This window comes from Pseudomonas sp. ICMP 3272 (genome assembly GCF_001466905.1).
Lineage (GTDB): Bacteria > Pseudomonadota > Gammaproteobacteria > Pseudomonadales > Pseudomonadaceae > Aquipseudomonas > Aquipseudomonas amygdali.
Genome location: NZ_LKEK01000042.1, coordinates 231,447 through 249,401, shown reverse-complemented (window position 1 = coordinate 249,401; position 17,955 = coordinate 231,447). Strand labels below are relative to the sequence as shown.

At 51.6% G+C, this 17,955-nt stretch carries 22 protein-coding genes and 1 pseudogene; 20 read left to right on the top strand and 3 right to left on the bottom strand.

Annotated elements, in window-relative coordinates:
- The first annotated feature begins 114 nt into the window (after positions 1 to 114).
- The 4 genes from AO068_RS09275 (at position 115) to AO068_RS28050 (ending at position 2,569) form a co-directional block, all read left to right on the top strand.
- Positions 115 to 579: a hypothetical protein gene (locus tag AO068_RS09275; protein ID WP_144439833.1), complete on the top strand. Its 465-nt coding sequence runs from the start codon at positions 115 to 117 to the stop codon at positions 577 to 579.
- A gap of 57 nt (positions 580 to 636) precedes the next feature.
- The gene (locus AO068_RS09270; RefSeq protein ID WP_227449401.1) at positions 637 to 1,164 is read left to right on the top strand and encodes a hypothetical protein; all 528 of its coding nucleotides are present in this window, start codon (positions 637 to 639) and stop codon (positions 1,162 to 1,164) included.
- A gap of 599 nt (positions 1,165 to 1,763) precedes the next feature.
- Positions 1,764 to 2,087 carry a hypothetical protein gene (locus AO068_RS09260; RefSeq protein WP_177342363.1) on the top strand — a complete coding sequence of 108 codons (324 nt, stop codon included), beginning with the start codon at positions 1,764 to 1,766 and terminating at the stop codon, positions 2,085 to 2,087.
- A gap of 71 nt (positions 2,088 to 2,158) precedes the next feature.
- Positions 2,159 to 2,569 carry a hypothetical protein gene (locus tag AO068_RS28050; protein WP_144439834.1) on the top strand — a complete coding sequence of 137 codons (411 nt, stop codon included), beginning with the start codon at positions 2,159 to 2,161 and terminating at the stop codon, positions 2,567 to 2,569.
- A gap of 54 nt (positions 2,570 to 2,623) precedes the next feature.
- On the opposite strand, the pseudogene AO068_RS26735 reads toward AO068_RS28050, so the two are convergent.
- A pseudogene (locus tag AO068_RS26735) lies at positions 2,624 to 2,952 on the bottom strand (IS630 family transposase); the annotation flags it as partial.
- A 56-nt stretch (positions 2,953 to 3,008) separates the two neighbouring features.
- Here AO068_RS26735 and AO068_RS09255 point away from each other — a divergent pair.
- The 16 genes from AO068_RS09255 to AO068_RS09180 all read left to right on the top strand — a co-directional run bounded on the left by AO068_RS09255 (position 3,009) and on the right by AO068_RS09180 (position 15,672).
- Positions 3,009 to 3,353, top strand: coding sequence for a hypothetical protein (locus AO068_RS09255; protein ID WP_058402198.1), 345 nt, complete (start codon positions 3,009 to 3,011; stop codon positions 3,351 to 3,353).
- 29 nt (positions 3,354 to 3,382) lie between these two features.
- Positions 3,383 to 3,961, top strand: a complete 579-nt coding sequence (locus tag AO068_RS29120; protein WP_201022884.1) for an HNH endonuclease signature motif containing protein — start codon at positions 3,383 to 3,385, stop codon at positions 3,959 to 3,961.
- Positions 3,954 to 4,304 carry a hypothetical protein gene (locus AO068_RS26725; RefSeq protein ID WP_058408208.1) on the top strand — a complete coding sequence of 117 codons (351 nt, stop codon included), beginning with the start codon at positions 3,954 to 3,956 and terminating at the stop codon, positions 4,302 to 4,304. The genes AO068_RS29120 and AO068_RS26725 overlap by 8 nt, the downstream gene beginning before the upstream one ends.
- A gap of 889 nt (positions 4,305 to 5,193) precedes the next feature.
- Entirely contained in the window at positions 5,194 to 5,835 is a 642-nt protein-coding gene (locus tag AO068_RS09240) for a hypothetical protein (RefSeq protein WP_058402200.1), read from the top strand.
- A gap of 57 nt (positions 5,836 to 5,892) precedes the next feature.
- Positions 5,893 to 6,387, top strand: a complete 495-nt coding sequence (locus AO068_RS28755) for a hypothetical protein (RefSeq protein WP_058408206.1) — start codon at positions 5,893 to 5,895, stop codon at positions 6,385 to 6,387.
- Between the two features lie 108 nt (positions 6,388 to 6,495).
- Entirely contained in the window at positions 6,496 to 7,053 is a 558-nt protein-coding gene (locus AO068_RS09230) for a CdiA family toxin C-terminal domain-containing protein (protein WP_058402202.1), read from the top strand.
- Positions 7,050 to 7,406, top strand: a complete 357-nt coding sequence (locus AO068_RS09225; RefSeq protein WP_058408205.1) for a hypothetical protein — start codon at positions 7,050 to 7,052, stop codon at positions 7,404 to 7,406. The genes AO068_RS09230 and AO068_RS09225 overlap by 4 nt, the downstream gene beginning before the upstream one ends.
- A gap of 452 nt (positions 7,407 to 7,858) precedes the next feature.
- On the top strand, positions 7,859 to 8,770 hold the full coding sequence (locus AO068_RS09220) for a LysR family transcriptional regulator (protein WP_005746904.1): 912 nt from the start codon (positions 7,859 to 7,861) through the stop codon (positions 8,768 to 8,770).
- A 277-nt stretch (positions 8,771 to 9,047) separates the two neighbouring features.
- Positions 9,048 to 10,076, top strand: coding sequence for a nucleoid-structuring protein H-NS (locus tag AO068_RS09215; RefSeq protein WP_005746903.1), 1,029 nt, complete (start codon positions 9,048 to 9,050; stop codon positions 10,074 to 10,076).
- The gene (locus AO068_RS09210; RefSeq protein WP_058402204.1) at positions 10,073 to 11,263 is read left to right on the top strand and encodes an isocitrate/isopropylmalate dehydrogenase family protein; all 1,191 of its coding nucleotides are present in this window, start codon (positions 10,073 to 10,075) and stop codon (positions 11,261 to 11,263) included. The genes AO068_RS09215 and AO068_RS09210 overlap by 4 nt, the downstream gene beginning before the upstream one ends.
- Positions 11,247 to 11,960, top strand: a complete 714-nt coding sequence (locus AO068_RS09205; RefSeq protein WP_058402205.1) for an RraA family protein — start codon at positions 11,247 to 11,249, stop codon at positions 11,958 to 11,960. The genes AO068_RS09210 and AO068_RS09205 overlap by 17 nt, the downstream gene beginning before the upstream one ends.
- Positions 11,961 to 12,037: 77 nt before the next feature.
- Positions 12,038 to 12,520, top strand: coding sequence for a flavin reductase family protein (locus AO068_RS09200; RefSeq protein ID WP_057401111.1), 483 nt, complete (start codon positions 12,038 to 12,040; stop codon positions 12,518 to 12,520).
- A 40-nt stretch (positions 12,521 to 12,560) separates the two neighbouring features.
- Positions 12,561 to 12,923, top strand: a complete 363-nt coding sequence (locus AO068_RS09195) for an antibiotic biosynthesis monooxygenase (RefSeq protein WP_054096793.1) — start codon at positions 12,561 to 12,563, stop codon at positions 12,921 to 12,923.
- Positions 12,924 to 13,000: 77 nt separating this feature from the next.
- Positions 13,001 to 13,972 (top strand): NAD(P)H-dependent flavin oxidoreductase, encoded by a 972-nt coding sequence (locus tag AO068_RS09190; RefSeq protein WP_058402206.1) that lies wholly within the window; start codon positions 13,001 to 13,003, stop codon positions 13,970 to 13,972.
- 72 nt (positions 13,973 to 14,044) lie between these two features.
- The gene (locus AO068_RS09185; RefSeq protein WP_058402207.1) at positions 14,045 to 14,818 is read left to right on the top strand and encodes a hypothetical protein; all 774 of its coding nucleotides are present in this window, start codon (positions 14,045 to 14,047) and stop codon (positions 14,816 to 14,818) included.
- On the top strand, positions 14,815 to 15,672 hold the full coding sequence (locus tag AO068_RS09180; protein ID WP_058408204.1) for a DUF6282 family protein: 858 nt from the start codon (positions 14,815 to 14,817) through the stop codon (positions 15,670 to 15,672). Before AO068_RS09185 ends, AO068_RS09180 begins: the two co-directional genes overlap by 4 nt.
- A 49-nt stretch (positions 15,673 to 15,721) precedes the next feature.
- Here the strand turns inward: AO068_RS09180 and AO068_RS09175 are convergent, their stop codons facing one another.
- Together AO068_RS09175 and AO068_RS09170 are read right to left on the bottom strand one after the other, a co-directional pair.
- On the bottom strand, positions 15,722 to 16,900 hold the full coding sequence (locus tag AO068_RS09175; protein ID WP_058402209.1) for an LLM class flavin-dependent oxidoreductase: 1,179 nt from the start codon (positions 16,898 to 16,900) through the stop codon (positions 15,722 to 15,724).
- An 81-nt stretch (positions 16,901 to 16,981) separates the two neighbouring features.
- A complete protein-coding gene (locus AO068_RS09170) occupies positions 16,982 to 17,944 on the bottom strand; it encodes an LLM class oxidoreductase (RefSeq protein WP_058402210.1) in 963 nt (320 codons plus the stop codon).
- Between the last annotated feature and the right edge of the window lie 11 nt (positions 17,945 to 17,955).

Sequence of the window (17,955 nt, the reverse complement as noted above, 5' to 3'; positions counted from 1 at the left end):
GATGAAAACGCCGAATAATTAGGCACGACAATGGGGCAAGCGATATCGATTGTTGTCGGCGCGTTGGCGGGAGGTCAGACGAACACTGCGAAAGCGGCGGCAGAGCTGTCGAGGATGGGTATCGACCTTTCGAGCAGTACCCTCAAGACTGCTGCGGCGAGCTACAAGGCGAGTTCGCTGGAGAAGAAGCTGGCTAAGCTCGAGAGTGTTGGGCGTGATCTGGATGTGCCGGATGCTCCTGAAATGCCTGGAGATAGTGTAAGCTCTAGCCTTGATACGGTACGAGATGGTGCAAAAGCAACTACTAACGCTCCAAATACACCCAGGTTCATTACGGACTCTGCCGGTAATACTATTGATTTAGATTATACCAAGGGACTCAGGGAAACGAATGTGACGGTCACGGGAACGCGTGGTGGTGTTCAGTATCCGTTGCAAGGGCAAACTCCCGATTCTTATGCAAATCTTGGAAATGGGCATGTTGTTGTCTACGGTCCTGAGGGGCGTGCACTGTATGATGTGTCTAGCTCTCGGATTAAGGTGGTCGAATGGAGCATATTTCCCCAAGAAGGGAAGTGATACAAAAGTTTTTGGGGGGAATGTTCCTCAGTCGGTTCTTGATAGCTTGGGGTTGAAATGATGAAAGTTTATCAGGGTAATATTTCTAAAGAGTCGTTGAGTCTGTTTGTTTCAGATATTGGCTCCGGGGAGTTTTTTTCATATGTAGGGAACTTGGTTTCATTAGAACAGGCAATTTCTGTTCTGGGTTTGCTCTCTCCTGATTTTATTGAGGTCAATGGTCACATTTTCTGGCTGCCTAACGCTCAGCAATACGATCCGCAAAAATTTCATTTGAACGGGCTGGTTGAGACCGAATCTAGTGTGTTGGAACAAAGTAAATCGCGTAGAGACGTTGAGCAATACAGAAATATTTTTTCAATAAATCAGTTCTTTTCAAAGTGGGAGGATGCACCGGGTCGACCCGTATTTAAAGTGGGCCTCTCGGAAGAAGATTATCGTCTTTGTCATTTATTTGCTGAACAGATTGCTAGATATTGGAGGCGCGCGTTATTCGATGCCTTTCCAGAGAAGGTATTTCAGTTTGAAATTGCTGACGATCTTCTCGATGAATATGGTGTCTGCCTGACATTCTGGCAGTCGTAGTTTAAAGAGCGCACAGGATGTGTCCGCGCCATTAAAACCGCTGCCAGAGGCTAAATAATAATTATGCGTTTAGAAATGGTTGAGGAAAGCCTTGTAGAAAAACTTAAGGTAGTCAGTGAGGAACAACGAAGACATGCTGTAAAAGTGGCTTGCGAACTTGCTTTACAGGCGTGCCCAGTAGAAGTGTCTATTGTTGCCGAGTCTCTTAGGTATCTACAATCTGGTAATAAACTCACGACTGATCAGGTTTCTGGGCTAGTATTCAGCTGAATGTTGACGGGATGGTTTATGATTTATCCTTATCGATCTCGGCCTCTGAAAAGGTAGGGACTGATGTGGTGAGTATCAGGTTCATTGATATTAGCCAATTTACGTCCCGTGATTTTGGCGGCGGATTAACTCAGTTGATGCACATGAACGTTAATAAGCTGGATTCTGGCTTCGATAGGATGCGTTATCAACTGAGTGATCTTGAGGATAAAAAGTTATCGTTTTACTTCTCATCATTCTCGCTTGATTAGCTGGTGCAAAAGCGACAGGAGAATTAGCTAGTTCTGGTGGGAAACCTCCAATAAAAAAGATCCTGAGTGGGTTGCATCATGGGACTGATTACAGTTGAAGTATCCGTTGAGGATTTACCTATTACACCTACATTGATGTGGAGCAGCATTCCTTTGTTTGATGTTGGCGATGGAATTAGGCTGGTCGACTACTGCAAAAGTAACAATATTGCAATTCTTGGTATCGAGGGTTTTAAAATCAAGGGAAATAAGAGAATTCCAGACATGGATTGTATTGTTGACTTTTCCTCTTCATTAAATAAAATGGATTTCGCTTTGAAGTCGATAGGCGCGAGTCGAGCAATTATTGAAAGCATGAGTGGTAGTGGTATTTTGATGGAGTTTGTACTAGTTAGAGTTTAGATGCTGGGGCAAGATGGTTTGCTGTATAGAAAGCCCTCCAACTCTACGCGTATACCGGTGGATCTCTAGACATGAAAAATTTTGCTTACTACGCTGCGTTGCCAGAGACTATGACTAATAGCGAGCTTGATTCTGAATTTAGAGAGTTGTTAGAAGGTCTTGAGTCTGGCGATGTAGATAGGTCTGATTTTGTAAGGTGTTTATTGGAGCTAAGTGATAGGCAATGGCATACTTATAGCGTTATAGAGGTTGGTATTAGGGGGCGAGTCGAACGATGCTTGATATCATTATGGGATGGCTATGATCTAGATATGGCTGAAAATGTGATTAATATTATGGTGAGATTAGGGCTTGAGGACGTAAGTCACTTCCTTGGCTCGCTTTCACCACAAGGGGTGTCGTTGGAAGTTTTCAATGAGGTTTCACTTGCTCTATCTGAGCTAGGGCCTTCGGTTTCAGATCCATACAATGGCATGCGTTAGAGATTTTCTAAGCGACGAAGAAAGCTGCTGCTAGTGTTCTTTTTTCGAAATAGCTTATTTTTCTTTCGCAGCTTTAAGCACCTCACACACACGTTGGATATTTTTCAAAATATCCTCTCCCTTTGCGTTCCAAGCGTACCGGGTCGGCTGAGTATTGCGTAACGCCACGAACGTTGGCGTTCTAACTTGCCCACGGAGGCAAAGCTGCCGTCGCGCATGTACACGGTGATGTTTCGAAAGAAGCACTCGACCATGTTCATTCAGGAGCTGGGGGTTAGTGTTAAATGAATATGAAAACGTGGATGATTCGCCGTCTAGGCTTTCACTGCGGCATGCTTGTGGGGGGCGTAGTTACCGATAATCAGATGAAGCTGGAGGTGCCGTTTCTAACGCCATCGTCAGCAAGGAGAAACTGAACCAGGCAGGTGTCAGCAAGCTGATGACTGCCTCGCAGTTGATCGGTGCTCTGACTGCTGCTGCAATGGGCGGGGATGCATCGGCAGCGGCGATGGTGACGGCTAACAGTACGCAGTACAACTACCTTGCCCATAACCAGTTGAAAGAGGCAGCCGAAAAGTTAAGGAAATGTGCCCCTGCCGAGTGCGATTCGATTGTGGCCGCTTACAAAAAAGTGAGCGAAGATCAAACGCTTGAAGCGATCATCAATTGCAGGTTCGACGTTTCTCTGTGTAAACCGTCCTCAAGGGATGTTGCTAACACGGTAGCCGACCTTTCAATTTGGGTGATGGTTCTAAGTATGCCAAGGACACGCTGCAGATCCTGATCAATGAGAACCTGGAGTTTCAGGAGACCTTGGCAGTTGCGACGACCGGTGCTAGCGCGCAAGCCATAGCTGAGAGACTCCAGGCGACGTTAAAGCTAACGCCCGAACAAACAGTTGATCTTGGTATGATAATTGCTAGTTTGGCGGCTTCTAATGGGGGGGGCTCATTCCGCAGGGTGCTTGCGAAAGCGTCAAACCGGCTTGAAAAAAGCGGTGAAGCACTGGTAGAAAATCATGTTGATTTGAGCAACCCGGTTATCGAATCCGGGGCGCAAAAAGCGAGAGCTCCTGCAAAAGTTGATTATTCAAGTATTGAGAATCCACCGAATGTTGGGCCCGGTAAAGATTTTACATTGCGACAAAAGCAAGAGGTGCTGGAGTTGAATAAGGCAGCGAACGATGGTGTGGTTAGATCAGATGCCAGTGGTGTAGAATTAGTTCGACCGCAAAAAAGCCAGTGTGGAGTAACTCCATATCCTAACGAGTGGCAGTTTTATCATGTAAAGCCGAAAAGTTGCGACGGGAGTAACTGCAGTTCAAATCTTCAAATCTTGTCTCGGCAAGAAAATAGAGCTAAATCTGATAATCAGAGGATAATAGATGAATAACTCCATACGGGATGTAAGCGATCTGCCATCTATTGATCGTGTTAAATGCGCAGCCCAAGGCTTGGCACTCCTGGATGCCATAATCATGCCTGAGTGGGAGTATAGGTATTTTTCATTCAACTCTAATTGGGATGGGAATGAGAGAGAAATGATGGCGTCGATGAGAGACGGCTCAGGTGGCGAGTTTTTTTTACACTTTACTAATGAAGGCGCTGCAGGAAAGGTTCTATTTTCTTCAGCGTTATCTAACGCATTTGAGCACTTGAGTTTAATTCCTAAGGCTTTTGAAAAATTCAAAGATGAGCCTGCTTTTTCTAATGATAATGCAAGTTTGTTTTTTTGACGAGGCGTCGAGCAGTCAGGCTGGAGCGCGTCTCCTAATAATCTTGAGGAATATCCGTTATTAGGTTTTTTAGTGGGTGGATGCAAGCCATATGAGTCTTTAGTTGAGAGGTACTATGAAAAGGAAATCGATTACAAAGTGATTGAGGAGGTGTTTTTATCGCTGACGGTCACTAGGGATCAGCTTTTCAGCCTTAATCCTGATATGGGAATTCGTGATTTAGCGAATGATTTTCAAGAAATTTTTGGCCGAAAGATTTGATTTTAAGGAATGATTGGCTTAAAGGCTTTGAAGTATAAAGCTTCTAAAGTTGGAAGCGATTTTGATGATTTTTTAGCGTGACAAAGCTCTGAAAAATCTACCGTTTTGGAAAAGTTTATCGAAAACAGCTGCTGAGTTTTCGATGAAATGTATGGCATTTTCTGACGCGGAGCACGTCGACAAACGAAAGCATACCTTTCCGGCTTGAAAAAAGCGGTGAAGCACTGGTAGATAGACAGATTGATGCAGGTTCAAAGGCTTTAGATGATAATGTCGTAGTGCGCAGCGATGATGATTTCTCTTCGCAGATCGGAAGTAACGGTAAACCGAAGGCGCACATAAATGAAGATGCGGAATTGGTGCCTCCAAATCAAGATGGTACCGGTAGTATTCAAACACCTGTTTGCTTGATACGAGAATTTTGACAAATCTTGAAGTCGTAGCTGAGCTGCAAGCGAGAGTAAATGCAGCACGTGAAAAATATATTATTAACCCTTCGCCAAAAAATAAAATTTCTTTAGCTAGGGGCAGAGTCTGATCTGGGTAATACTGTTCGCGATGGTGAGTGTCTGATCAAAGATTGCGTTCCAGTCACTTATATAAATTTATCGATAAGCAGGTGTTTATTGTGGACCATAAAATAAATTTTTTGCTTAGCAATATTCCAGAAGGCGCAGATTATGCTGCTGATGCGGGTGACTTGGATTTAGAAGATATTCCACAAGAAAGAATGGACGCAGTAATTCATCTGCTTCGTAACGCAGATGATGAAGTAGTAAAATTCTTGGCTGCGAGGTTGTTGGCCAGTTGGGGGGTTTTTGAGGGGTTTAGTGTATTGAAGGAGTTTGTCGAGAAAAAGTCTACTATTATAGCTAATGTCTATCCTCATAGGTTGCATGGGTACGATGATACTTTTCGCCAGGTTCTTATGGCCGTGGTTATGTTTTATGCCAATATGGCTGGCGCGGGGAAAAAAGACGTAGCAAGAGCGGAGGTTTATCCCCTGCTGTCCAAAATAATAGAGTTGGCAGCTAGCAATCCTTTCGAGATAATCGATGTGTTATCATTTATAAAGCGCGAGCATTATTTTGAATATCTCCCGCTCATTAAGAGTTATCTCATGTCGATAATTGATAACCCAGAAGTTCATCGATGGAAGATATATGACGCGATCGAATTTCTTGTGGAGTTTGATTCCCAGTTTGTTGTGTCTCTTCTGGAGGAGAAGAGAAAAAGTATTGAAGACTTTAAACCTTACATACCGGGTTGAGCGTCTTGAGAATTTGTAGTGGTCTAATGAATTCGGACACTCATTTAGGCGAGAATATTGCCAGACAGGGGGGCTGATGACCAAACAACGCTGTACCTCTCCGCTAATGCTACCCGGTACAACTGGCTATCACACGCTGAGATTCGGGATGCTGATAAGGCTCGGGCTGCCTATGCGACGGCTGGTGGTGACGTTGGTGCTTGCCAAGCGAATGTCACTCGTGAAACGGATGAACTGGACAAGGCACGAGACTACGAACTGAAAGAGCGTAAACGTGCAATTCAGCTCCAATCTTTTAAAGATGGCGGCTGGACTCTGGGCGAATACAATAAGGCTCTGTTCGACGATTATTTTGCCAGCAAAGGTGTAGATCAGAGTCAGGTCAAATTTGATGGGTACGCCCCTGCGAAAACTTTGGGTTATATGCTTTCCGAACGGGGCCTTGTCAGTGTCAATCAGGCCTTGGAATGGCCTACTAAGGCTGCTGCCAGCGCCGTAAATTTTGCTAGTCGCCCGTACTACACGGTGGTAGGGATTGGTCAAAATATTTAGTCCGCGGCAGGCTCTGGGGTAGATTGGGCGACCAGCCCTATACCGGCTCAAGGACTTGAGCGTGCAGGGGATAAATTACTGGCGCAATCCGACCAGCAGGCGGGTGGGTTGATATTTGACGTCGTCAGTGGTTTGATCACTGCAGAGATTGGTGGATTTGCGGTCAAGTGGGTTGGAGGGAAGTGGGTTCAGGCTAAAGGGAGCGTGAAAGGCAGTAGCAACCTTGGGCTAGCAGATAATCTTTTACCAGATGCAGATTTTGTTGGTCGTGGTGTTGTTCGAACTGACCTGAAAGATCATCTTGTAGATGCGACACGCTCAGGGAAATCGGGAAGACATAATATGGAAATTTTTATGAAGGAACTGACTGAGTCTTCAGGGGCTATTTCATCGAAAGTCGAAGTTGCACCTGGGATTTATAAAGTAGAATATCAGCTGCCAAAATCTACAAGGGACACAGTGAAGACGGTGTATGACCCGAAAGTATATCCTGATATGCCGAATATGGCTAATGAAGCCGCTTATAAAGCATTGCTCCAGTATCAGCTAACAGGCAATGCATTGCAGGAGGTTGTTGTGGGTGAAGTGAGATTTCAGGTTCCAGTAAATATTAGAGGTGAGCAAATGTATGTTCCGACGGCTTTTCCGATAGGTATCGTTAAGTGAAGTGGGGGAGGCTTCCGGGAGATGAAAGAGACTTGTTGTTTTGGGTGCTATTTTTTGTTGTTGAATATTATTCTGATGTTGACTTGAATAAGTTCTTAAAAGATTTTCTTACCTCGGGCAACGGACTTACAGGGGATCCAGGTTGGGAGTTTGAGTGCCTGAGAGATGCAGACGGTAATGATTGCTACTGCTTCTCGGCTGATTTCAATTTTAGTGGAATAGAGCCTGTGACTAGATGCTATGAAGCTAAAGTTGTTCGCGAAGCCCTAAAGGAGTCCTTGCTTGCCTTTGCTGATAAAGAGCCAGATAAAGCTGATGAGGTGGTTGGACTGATAATTAAATATAGGCTTTGAGTTGATGAGTAGTATCTATCATCTCGTATTTCAGGACTTTTTGTTCTTCGGTGTCGAGGCGTTAGGTGCTTAACCTTGGCTTGCTAGGAATGAGCGTTCTTTATAAAGTGGCTACCACATATGCACAGATCTCTAAGTCGTATAAGTGGGTGAGTATGCTTTGATAAGTTAATGTGATCAATTTCAGTGCCTGAAATGATTCTGCCTTACCTATGTTTAAGAGTGTTCACCTAGCAAAAGCCCATTCCGGACACCCCCGTCCCAAATCATCCGAACCCCTCTCCGTAATACCCACCCGCCAATAATCTAAACTACCCAGTGGCACCCGCTCGCTCTTCGGGCCTGAGGAAGTTATCAGCATTATCCTTATCGTTCTGCACGTCTGCCACTACTCATCGTCGATACGTAATGAAGACTTTTATTCGCGCGAACCGTATAAGGACATGACTTGAATGACAATGACTCCATTGGATGGATCAGTTTCCCTTGACGTTAATAACCTGTTCAGAAAACCGAAAGTCTGTTTTGACTGGGAGGACTTGCATTACTTCGTGATGTTTTCCGCCATTCGTTCCTTGAGCGGCGCTGCCAGGGTGCTGGGTGTGGAGCACGCTACTGTTTCGCGGCGTATCGCTTCGCTGGAAAAATCCCTGAATGTAAAGCTTGTCGACCGTCGCAAGCGGTTGTACGAGTTGACTGATGAAGGGCGGCGTCTGGCGGCTATCGGGCGGCAGATCGAGGCGCAGACCCAGGCCATTGGCCGTCTCGCTGTTGCCGCGCAGGTAGCGCAGGGTGTGGAAGTGACCATCAGCGCGCCGCCATCGGTGGCAGTTGAGAAGCTGGTGCCGCAACTGGGGGCGTTTCGTGCCATGCACCCCGGCATTGTGCTGCGCTTGTTGGGGGATCATCAGTATTCGTCGTTATCCAGTTGCCAGTCTGACTTGTGCATACGGTTTTCCAGACCGGTTGAAAGTGGCATCGTCGCACGACGTATCGGTACCGCCTCATTCTCATTTTATTGCGCACGTTTTTATCTGGAGGAGCGGCACCCGGAGCACTATGAGTTTATTGCCTACGACAATGAGCTGATGAGCGATAGTCAGAACGGTTGGCTCAGAAATATTGTCGGTGAACGCCCCTTCGTGCTGGAAGCCAAAACAGTAGAACTGCAAATTCGTGCCGCGGAAACCGGTGTGGGCATTGCCTTGCTTCCAAGTTTTGCGGTAGAGGCGAACTCTCGTCTGTGCCGGGTAGAGCTGTCGGCACCGCTGGAGGTTGATGTCTGGCTGGGCGTGCATGAAGACTTGCGCGCGGTGGCTTCCATTCAGGCCGCGATGAATTATGTAGAAAGCTGTTATCGCTAGTCGGGCCAGTGCCAGAAGTCGTTATTTCGGCAGACAAATAAGGTGACGGTGAAAAAATTCCCATCCCCTGATCAAATATCGACAATTTACAATGCGGTCGATTTTGACGAGGATCAATGTCGAGTTAAGAAGTTAATGATTCGAAACTCCGAGACGTTCAGGTGTCGGCTCGGCAATGTTTGCAGGTGCGGCGCTGTTGGATAACGACAAGAATAAAGGCAGTGGCAAGATCATCTCAAGCACCCTGTTTACACCCTAAGGACAGCCGGAGATTCTCATGGCCGACATAAAGATTCTCGACGTTACATTGCGTGACGGTGGTTATCGAAACAACTTCAACTTCACGGAAGACCAGGCTCGGGCTATTACTTCAGGCCTGGCGGATGCAGGCGTCGACCTCTGTGAAATTGGTTACTGCAAGGGATCATTTGCGCCTAAGGGCGAGCACGGGCTGACCAGTGATGTAGGCGCACGCTTTATTGAGAACATTGCGCAGGCCGCCGATGGACGCATTGAGCTGGCAGTGATGGTTCACCCGAAAAACATCACGGCAGATGACTTCGCCATGCTCAAGGAGCAGGGTGTTTCGATGATCCGCGTCTGTCTGCGCCGCGATCAACTGGATGAAGGGCTGGCGACCTTGTCACTGGCCCGGGATCACGGCTTCAGTGTCAGCGCCAATGTAACGCATGTGACATCGCAGACGCCGGGAGCCGTGCTCGATACGGCCGCTCGTGCGGAGGGTGCCGGTGCGGACATTATCTGTTGTGCGGATTCCAACGGTCATATGCTGCCAGCCGATGTGCACCGGCTGTTCAGTCGTCTCGCAAGCCGGTTGCTGGTGCCGCTGGGGTTTCACGCCCATAACAATCTGTCGCTGGCGCTGGCGAATGCATCGGCGGCTATCGAGGCCGGTGCTGAATACATCGACACGTCCATCTGCGGCATGGGTAAAGGCGCCGGGAATCTTCACTTGAGCATGCTGGTGGCTTATCTGGAGCGTATAGGCGTCAGCCACGGTTTTGACCTGGTCAAGGTGATCGAATTGTCCGCTGTCACAGCCAACTCGATACCGCATAACAATATGCCCAGCCCGCTGATGGATATCATTCTGGGCACTTACAACTTCCCCTACGATGTCAGTCAGCGGGTGGCAGACACCCTTGAACGGTTTCAATTGACCTCCGAGTACCGAGCGATCGAGGTCATGCATCAACAGGACAAAGTGGCGCGCCTTGCTCCGCGAGCGGCGTTGTCGAATATCTTCAGTGACCTGTCGCAAAGCGTAAAAGGAGTTGCGCTATGACCGCCCAAATATCCCGCAAGCGTATATGCATTCTGCCCGGCGACGGTATCGGCATTGAGGTCATGGAAGCGGCGCTTCCGGTGATTGCAGCGTTGCACCTGCCGTTTGATCTGATACCGGCGGATATCGGCTGGGAATGCTGGAAGCGCGAGGGTGAAACGGTTCCTGCCCAGACTTGGGAAGTCATGGCCAGCTGTGACGCAACGTTGCTGGGGGCAATAACCAGCAAGCCGCTGGCAGAGGCGGAAGCAGAGCTGCCCCTGGCACTTCAGGGCCAGAACCGCCGCTACGTCAGCCCGGTCATTCAGCTCAGGCAGAACCTGGACCTGTACGCCAATGTACGCCCGGTTACTGACATGACCGGTGAAGACAGATTTCGCTTTGTCGTGATCAGAGAAAACACCGAAGGTCTTTATGCGGGGCTGGACTTCGGGCATGTCCCGGATGCGCTGGTGCCCTTGCTTGAAGAGCGCGAAGCACTTGGCGCGCCGTGGCAGCGAGCAGGGCAGCAGGATGCGACCGTCACGTTGCGCCTGCAGACGCGAAGTGGTTTGACTCGTATTTTTGAATACGCATTCGATTACGCACGCAAGAACACCTTCACCCGGGTCACGTTTGTCGACAAGCCGATGGTGCTGCGATACAGCAGTGCGTTTGCACGGGGTATTTTTGAAGAAATTGCACAGCGTTATCCGGACATAACCGGTGTCATCGAAAATGTCGATGCGGTTGCCTTGTGGATGGTGCAACGGCCTGAACGCTTCGGGGTGATTGTTGCCGAGAACATGTTCGGCGACATCCTTTCCGATCTGGGCGCTGGCGTAATGGGTGGCCTGGGTTTTGCGCCCAGCGGCAACTTTGGTAATTCAGGTGCTTACTTCGAACCTGTACATGGCAGTGCGCCTGCTCATGCGGGGTTGAACAAGGCCAACCCCAGCGCGATGTTCATGGCCATTGCACTGATGCTGGAACATTTGGGATACCCGGCCCAGGCGGCATTTATTACCCGCGCCGTCAGCCTGGTTTCACAATCTGGCGTTCGCAGTTACGACCTTGGCGGTTCCCACACCACTGACCAGGTGGGCGAAGCGATTGTCCTGCAGTGCATCGAGTTGCAGGCCAGCTCTGTCGGCTACCGCGCCGAACAGGCCTCAGTTCAGGGAGAACGTTATGTCAGTGCACTTTGAAACGGTGGCAATTACGCAAACCGTGCTGGACGCATGTGAACATCTGGATACCGCTTCGCTGTCTGATGCACTGGACAGTCTCGGGATCAATGGAGGGCTGCCGGGTATTGTTTCGCAAGTGCCGGGCACTCGTTGTGTCGGTGTTGCGTTCACCGTGCAGTACGAAGCGGTCGATGCGCCAACAACCTTCAAGGGGGCGGCCAACTACATCGATCAGGTGCCTTGCGGCGCGGTGATTGTTTCCTCCAACGCCGGGCGTCATGACTGCACGGTATGGGGCGATATCATGACCCACTTCGCCTTGGCCAATGGCATCAAAGGCACTGTTATCGATGGCGTGGCACGTGATATCGATACCGTTATCAGGTGCAACTATCCGTTGTTCAGTCGTGGGCGTTTCATGCAGTCAGCCAAGAACCGCGCACAACTCAAAGCGGTACAAGTGCCTGTGGTCATTGATGGGGTTACTGTCCGGCCCGGTGATCTTCTGGTCTGTGATGGCAGTGGTTGCGTGGTTATTCCACAGCAACTGGCCGCCGAGGTTGTACGCCGTGCTCAGGCGGTCGAGCAGACTGAGCGCAGCATTATCGAGGCCATATCCACGGGCTCGACACTGGAGAATGCCCGCAGCACCTATCGTTACGACCAGCCCTGGCTGACGGACGCTGAAAAAGTCAGCATGGGAGAACGGTCATGAATCAGGCTTCCCGATTGGCAGCACGCGCAAATGTGCCTGAACCTCAAACTCGACTCAGCGCACCTGAGTCTCCCGACATGAATGTCGCTGCATTCAAGAAAGCCATGCGCCGCCTGACGTCGACCGTCACCCTTGTGGCGACCGAACATGAAGGCACGCCTTACGGTATGGCAGCCACTGCCGTCAGTTCGGTATGCAGTGACCCGCCGTCCATTCTGGTGTGCATCAATCACAGCGCCAGTGTTTACCTGCCTTTGCTTGAGCGGGGAAAGTTCTCGGTCAATCTGTTGCAAACCGGGCAGGCCGAACTGGTCAGCGTGTTTGGCGGAGCAGTCAACGGGCCTGCGCGGTTTGAAAGCGGAGACTGGCAGCAGGACCAGGGGGTGCCTTATCTGCGTACCGCCCAGGCGACGCTTTTCTGTTCGGTGACCCAACGAATGACCTGCGGCACTCACGAGATCATTATCGGTCTGGTCGAGAAAACGGCAGTGGCCGAGGTGATTTCACCGCTGCTCTGGCAAGACGGTAAACCGGCGGCTTCAACACCGCTTCTGGCTTGACTACGTGTTCTTATACTTCTTTTTATAAATGGAACTGATTATGAAAATGGAATTGTTCGACGCTCACTCCGTCACCGATGACAAGGCGGTGTATCTGATCAATGTTGTGCAGGTCAATGAAGGTGCTCAGGATCTGGCTATCGAGATTCTCGAAGAAACGGTCAGTTATGTCGCACGGACTTACAGTGCATTCAAATGGAGCCGGTTGATGAAGAGCACGGACGGCAAGACCGTCATCAATCAGGCGCAATGGAGTGATCGTAGTCAGTTTGAGTCGCTGTTTACCGACGAAGAGTTTCTATCGCGATACTCCCGGTTAAAGGAAACCGGTACCTGGGAATACCACCTCTATAACGTGGCCGAGTACATCACCCCTGAAATTGCATTACAAAAAGCGGGTTGATCCATTAGCTGCAGACGAAGGCTGCTTAGACGTCGCCTTCGTCTGACATTCACTCGGATTTTCACAGGTATCAGGCGATGGCCACGATCAATACAGCACTGACTTCTCTTCTTGGAATTGAACATCCTCTGATTCTGGCACCGATGGGTGGGGCGTCCGGAGGGCGTCTGGCGGCCGCAGTTTCCCGGGCCGGTGGTCTGGGTTTGGTGGGTGCCAGTTACGGCGATCCGCAATGGATGGCGCGTGAACTGGAGATGATGCAGGACGTGCAGCAACCATGGGGTGTGGGCCTGGTCATGTTTACCGTAGCGAAGCAGTTCGAATTGCTTCAGTTGGCTCTCGAGTACCGCCCGGCAGTGGTTGCGTTGTCGTTTGGTGATGTACGTCCTTTCGTCCGGCCCATTCAACAGGCCAATGCCAAAGTCATCGTTCAGGTGCATGACGTCGAACAGGCGCTTTATGCGCTGGACGCCGGTGCCGATGCGCTGATCGTGCAAGGGGCTGAAGCGGGTGGTCACAGTTTGCGGCGTTCGTCATTGCCGCTGTTTCCGGCAGTTCGCGACGCGGTGGGTGACGATGTTGTGCTTATCGGTGCTGGCGGGATTGCCGATGGGCGTGGCATGGCCGCTGCGCTTGCGCTCGGCATGGATGGCGTGATGATGGGGACGCGCTTTCTGGCTTCGCAGGAGGCACTGCCTTCCGAACGGGTAAAACAGCGCCTGGTGCAGGCTGTTGCGAGCGATACGGTGCGAACCCGGATCTTCGATGAGGTACGCGGCATCGACTGGCCGCAGGGCTACAGCGGACGAGTGATCGGCAATGACTTTTCCGATAGCTGGGTGGGTGAAGAGCAGGCTTTCGCTGCGTCGGCCGGTCAACTGCGCCTGGACTATGAAGCTGCACTGGCGGCCGATGATGTGAGTATCAGGGCCATCTGGGCGGGTGAAGTCGCGGACCTGATCAAGGAGGTGCTGCCCGCACAACTGATTATCGAATCAACCCTGCGCGGCTATGCCACCAGTGTTGAACGTCTGCGCACGACCCGCTGACCCGTCAGGATGGATCAACGACCGGACCCGCTCGAAACAGCGGGTCTTGTCATTTTTGCAGGAGCAAAAGCCATGAGTCATTGCATCACCTGCCAGACCTTCGGTGTCGGGCAATCAAGCGTATTCATTCTTTCACCGGTGATGCCGGTCTGGGACGCGGGTGGCTTCGCCAAACCGCTGATCGAGCATTTCACTGCGGCGGGTTATCAGGTTACGGTTTTTGATGCCCTGTCCCTGCCGGTCAAGGCGGGTGAAGACTTTGACGGGTTTACCGAGCGCTGGGGCAGCGCGCTAGAGCCTTGGGGTGTGCCGGATGTACTCGTCGGCGTGGCCTTGGGTGGTGCGTTGGTACAGGCATTGGCAGGCACTTCATTACTGCGTTCGACACCTGCGTTGTTGCTGCTTTCTTCTCCCGCCAAAGCCGATGCGCTGCTGGATTCCAGGCTGGGACGTATGGCGGATCTGGCAGAACAAGGGCATGTCGAGCAAGCCAAACGCCTGCTGGACGATCTGGTATTGCCTGAAGGCGAGAAACACGAGCACTGGCCCGGCAGCGAGAATGACGCAACGCTTTCAACCCAGGGGCAGCGTCTGACCCTGGGGTTCCGGCTACTGAGTGGTTTGGATATCAGTGAGTGCCTGCTCGATTACAAAGGGCGTGTGCTGAGCGTGTTTGGCGGGAAGTCGCAACTGGTGGGGGCGGGTCATGTGCTGCGTACCAACGGCTACAAACAACGCTCACTGTGTGTGCCGGATGGCGGGATGCGTCCGCTGGCGGATGATCTGGACCGGGTGCTGGAGAGCATCGACACATTTCTGATCGCCAGTGCGGAGTGTGTGCAATGAGTCAGATCGAGGAGCCACGCTTCATTGATGTGCATTACCACGCCAATCCTGATGCGTTCATTCGCCGTCATGGCGCGATAGAGGCGGGCAGGCGCTACGCGGCGGTGCAGGGCCGGGTCGTATTGAAAAATCACCTGGGGTGCACGGCGGCCCAGGCATGGGAAGCACGCAATCAGGGTTTTCCGGTCAGCGGTTCAGTGGTTCTGAACGAGATCGCTGGCGGCATCGACTACCGCGTGGTCGAGCGCAGTCTGTGTTTGCGCGGCGATGAACCTGGACGTTTCATTGTGCACTTGCCAACCGTCACGGGCAGAACGCATACCAGCACGCTGGCCCGCAACCTGAGCCATCCGCTGTTGTGCGAAAAGCCCATCAAGCCTGCCAGAGTGACAGCGCAGAACGGACGTCTTACACCGCAGACGCTGGATATTCTCAAAATGGCCCGTGACTATCCGCTGGTCGTCTCGACAGGGCATGCCGACGCCGATGAAGTCAGGATGCTGATCGAGGAGTCACTGCGCATCGGTGTGCCAAGGCTGATGCTCAATCAGCCTGCCAACCCGTTGACCGGTCTGAAAGCAGCCGAGCTTGCGGTGATTGGCAGTGAACCCTCGGTCTACATCGAACAGACGGCGCTGACCTACTTGTTGGGCTATCAGGACCGGCAGGATTTCACCAAGGTGTTGAGTCATGTTCCCAATGTGGTCTACAGCTCGGACCTTGGGCAGACCAGTCAGATCGACGTGCACGAGTGGCTGTCGATGAGCGGGCAGTGGTTCGACGCGTTCGGTTTGAGTTGCGAGCGCCGTGCCGAGATGACGCTTTTGAATCCACAACGCATGTTGGCCATTTAAACCGTTCGGGTAGGACGCCCTGGCTAACTACGCCAGGGCGTCCTCATCATCAGGCTACCTCGGCGGCTACTCTCGGAGTGATTGTCTCGACAGTGATTGCTTCGCGCAGGCCCGCCTGTTCCATCAATGGCAGTGTTTCTCTGACGAAATCCTTTATGCCTTCGTGGTAATCCAGCCATGTCAGTGCGATGCCATCGATCCCCCAGTCAGAGTATTTCTTGAACAGTTCCACGATCTGCTCCGGAGTACCTACCAGCGGCACGCCTGCAAACCCTGCCTTGAAATGAAAGCGAAAACGAACCGCGTCTTCCGGAGTGAAAATACCGGTCTGAATGCCCAGCTCGCGGGTGATGATATCGCAGCCCTCATCGTCACCCAGCTGGTTGGCGTAATGGTCCAGGTATTCGTCCGCTTGTTCTTGCGTGTCCTTCTGCACCACATAGCCGTAACACCATATCTTTATATCGCGGTCGAACTCCTGCTTCGCCAGGTCCTTGTAGGATGCAATCTGCTGACGCACGGCGTCTTCACCGTCCAGGTGTTTGACGATCAGGAAGGCCGCATCACAGTGTTTGGCGCAAAACAGTTTGCCGCGCGGCGACCCGCCGGCATTGATCAGATAGGGGGTGTTGAGGGGTTGGGGCTGCGAGATAGCAGCGCAGATGTTGAAATACTCACCTTTGAAGTCGAACGGTTTTTTCTGCTCCCAGGCATTTTTTGCAATGTGCAGCCACTCTTCTGCGTAGTCGTAGCGTTTGTCGTGTTCCATCATCTCGCCGTTGAACATGCGCATTTCCGCGCCGTACCAGCCGCACAGAATATTCAGCCCGAAGCGCCCGCTGCTGATGTGATCGATGGTCACCGCCTGCTTGGCTGCAAACAGCGGATGAACCGTGGGCAGGTGCGATGTGGTGAACACGGCAATCTGGTTGGTCAGGGCGGCAATACCGGCAGCCCAGGTGTAGGTTTCGAAACAGACACCGCCGGTGTTATTGGTGCCGCCAAAACCTTTCCAGCGGCCTACCGGTATGAAGGCTTCAAACCCCGCATCGTCGGCCACCCGGGCGATTTCCAGATTACCTGCCCAATCGTCTCCGCGAAGGCGTTCCGGCGCATTGGTGACGGTGCAGCCGCCCTCGGTGTTAGTGGAGAAAACACCCAGCTGCATCTTGTTGCGGCTGCTGCGCATCGGGTTAGGTTTTATCGGATAAGCTTTTTCAGTGCGCATGATGACCTCCCAGGTCGGTTTTATGTCGTTCTTCCCTGCTAGATCCTTTGCCGACAGTGGCCGTGCAGGTGAAATACTCGCTCAGGCATGCTCACTGCGTCGGGTCGGGAAATACGGCAGCACATACTCTTCCAGCTCCTGTAACACTTCCGTGGCCGGACGTCTCAGTGGTTTCAGGTTCAGCGCAACATGCGAAACCCCCTGTTCCCGTTGACGCTGCCACAGCTCGATGAGGGCGTTGCGCCCGGTACTGATGCCACGGCCGACTTTCATGGGTGCGTCCTTGTTGTCCTCCAGATCAAAGAACGTCGCATAACCGTAGGGCTTGAACCGTTTCTGCTCATTGGCATCGCGCCAATGATTGATCACGTCGGGCAAGGTATTGAAGCCACTCTGATGCCATATCCAGCCGTCCATATGGTTGGCCAGCCATTTGATGTCCTGCTGACAGCGGCCGATGGCGATCATAGGCAGTCGCCCGAAAAAAGGTTTTGGCAGTAGGTCCAGCGTGCCATTGAGTTTCCCGTAGTGGCGCGATGTGAAGGCCGGAAAAGAGTGCTCGGTCACCGCGTGCAGCATCTCGACACCCTCTCTGAAACGCTCTGCGCGTGTGTCGAAATTCTCGCCGAATGCAGGGTATTCGCTGGGCCGGTCACCCGTCGACACCCCCAGCAGGAAGCGTCCCTCCAGCAACACATCAACGCTGCAGGCCTGTTTGGCGACCATCAGCGGATTGCGCAGCGTCAGTACGATGCCGGCTGTACCGATGCAGATTTGTGTGGTCACCGCAGCAAGCAGTGCTGCATACACGAAAGGGTCGAATATCTGGCCTGCGTCGCCAAAACCCGGGTCGAGAAGCGGTACGTCCCTCAGCCAGAGTGCTGCAAAACCGGCTTTGTCGGCCTGTTTTGCGAGGGCAATGTGATTTTTCATGGTCGGCGCTGCTGCGTCGGGATAGCCCTCCAGCGGCGCAATCAGACCGAAGGTGAGATGGCCCGGTGCGAACACCTTTGCAAAGGCAGGATGCCGCTGTGTGCTGGTCATTTCATGTGGAC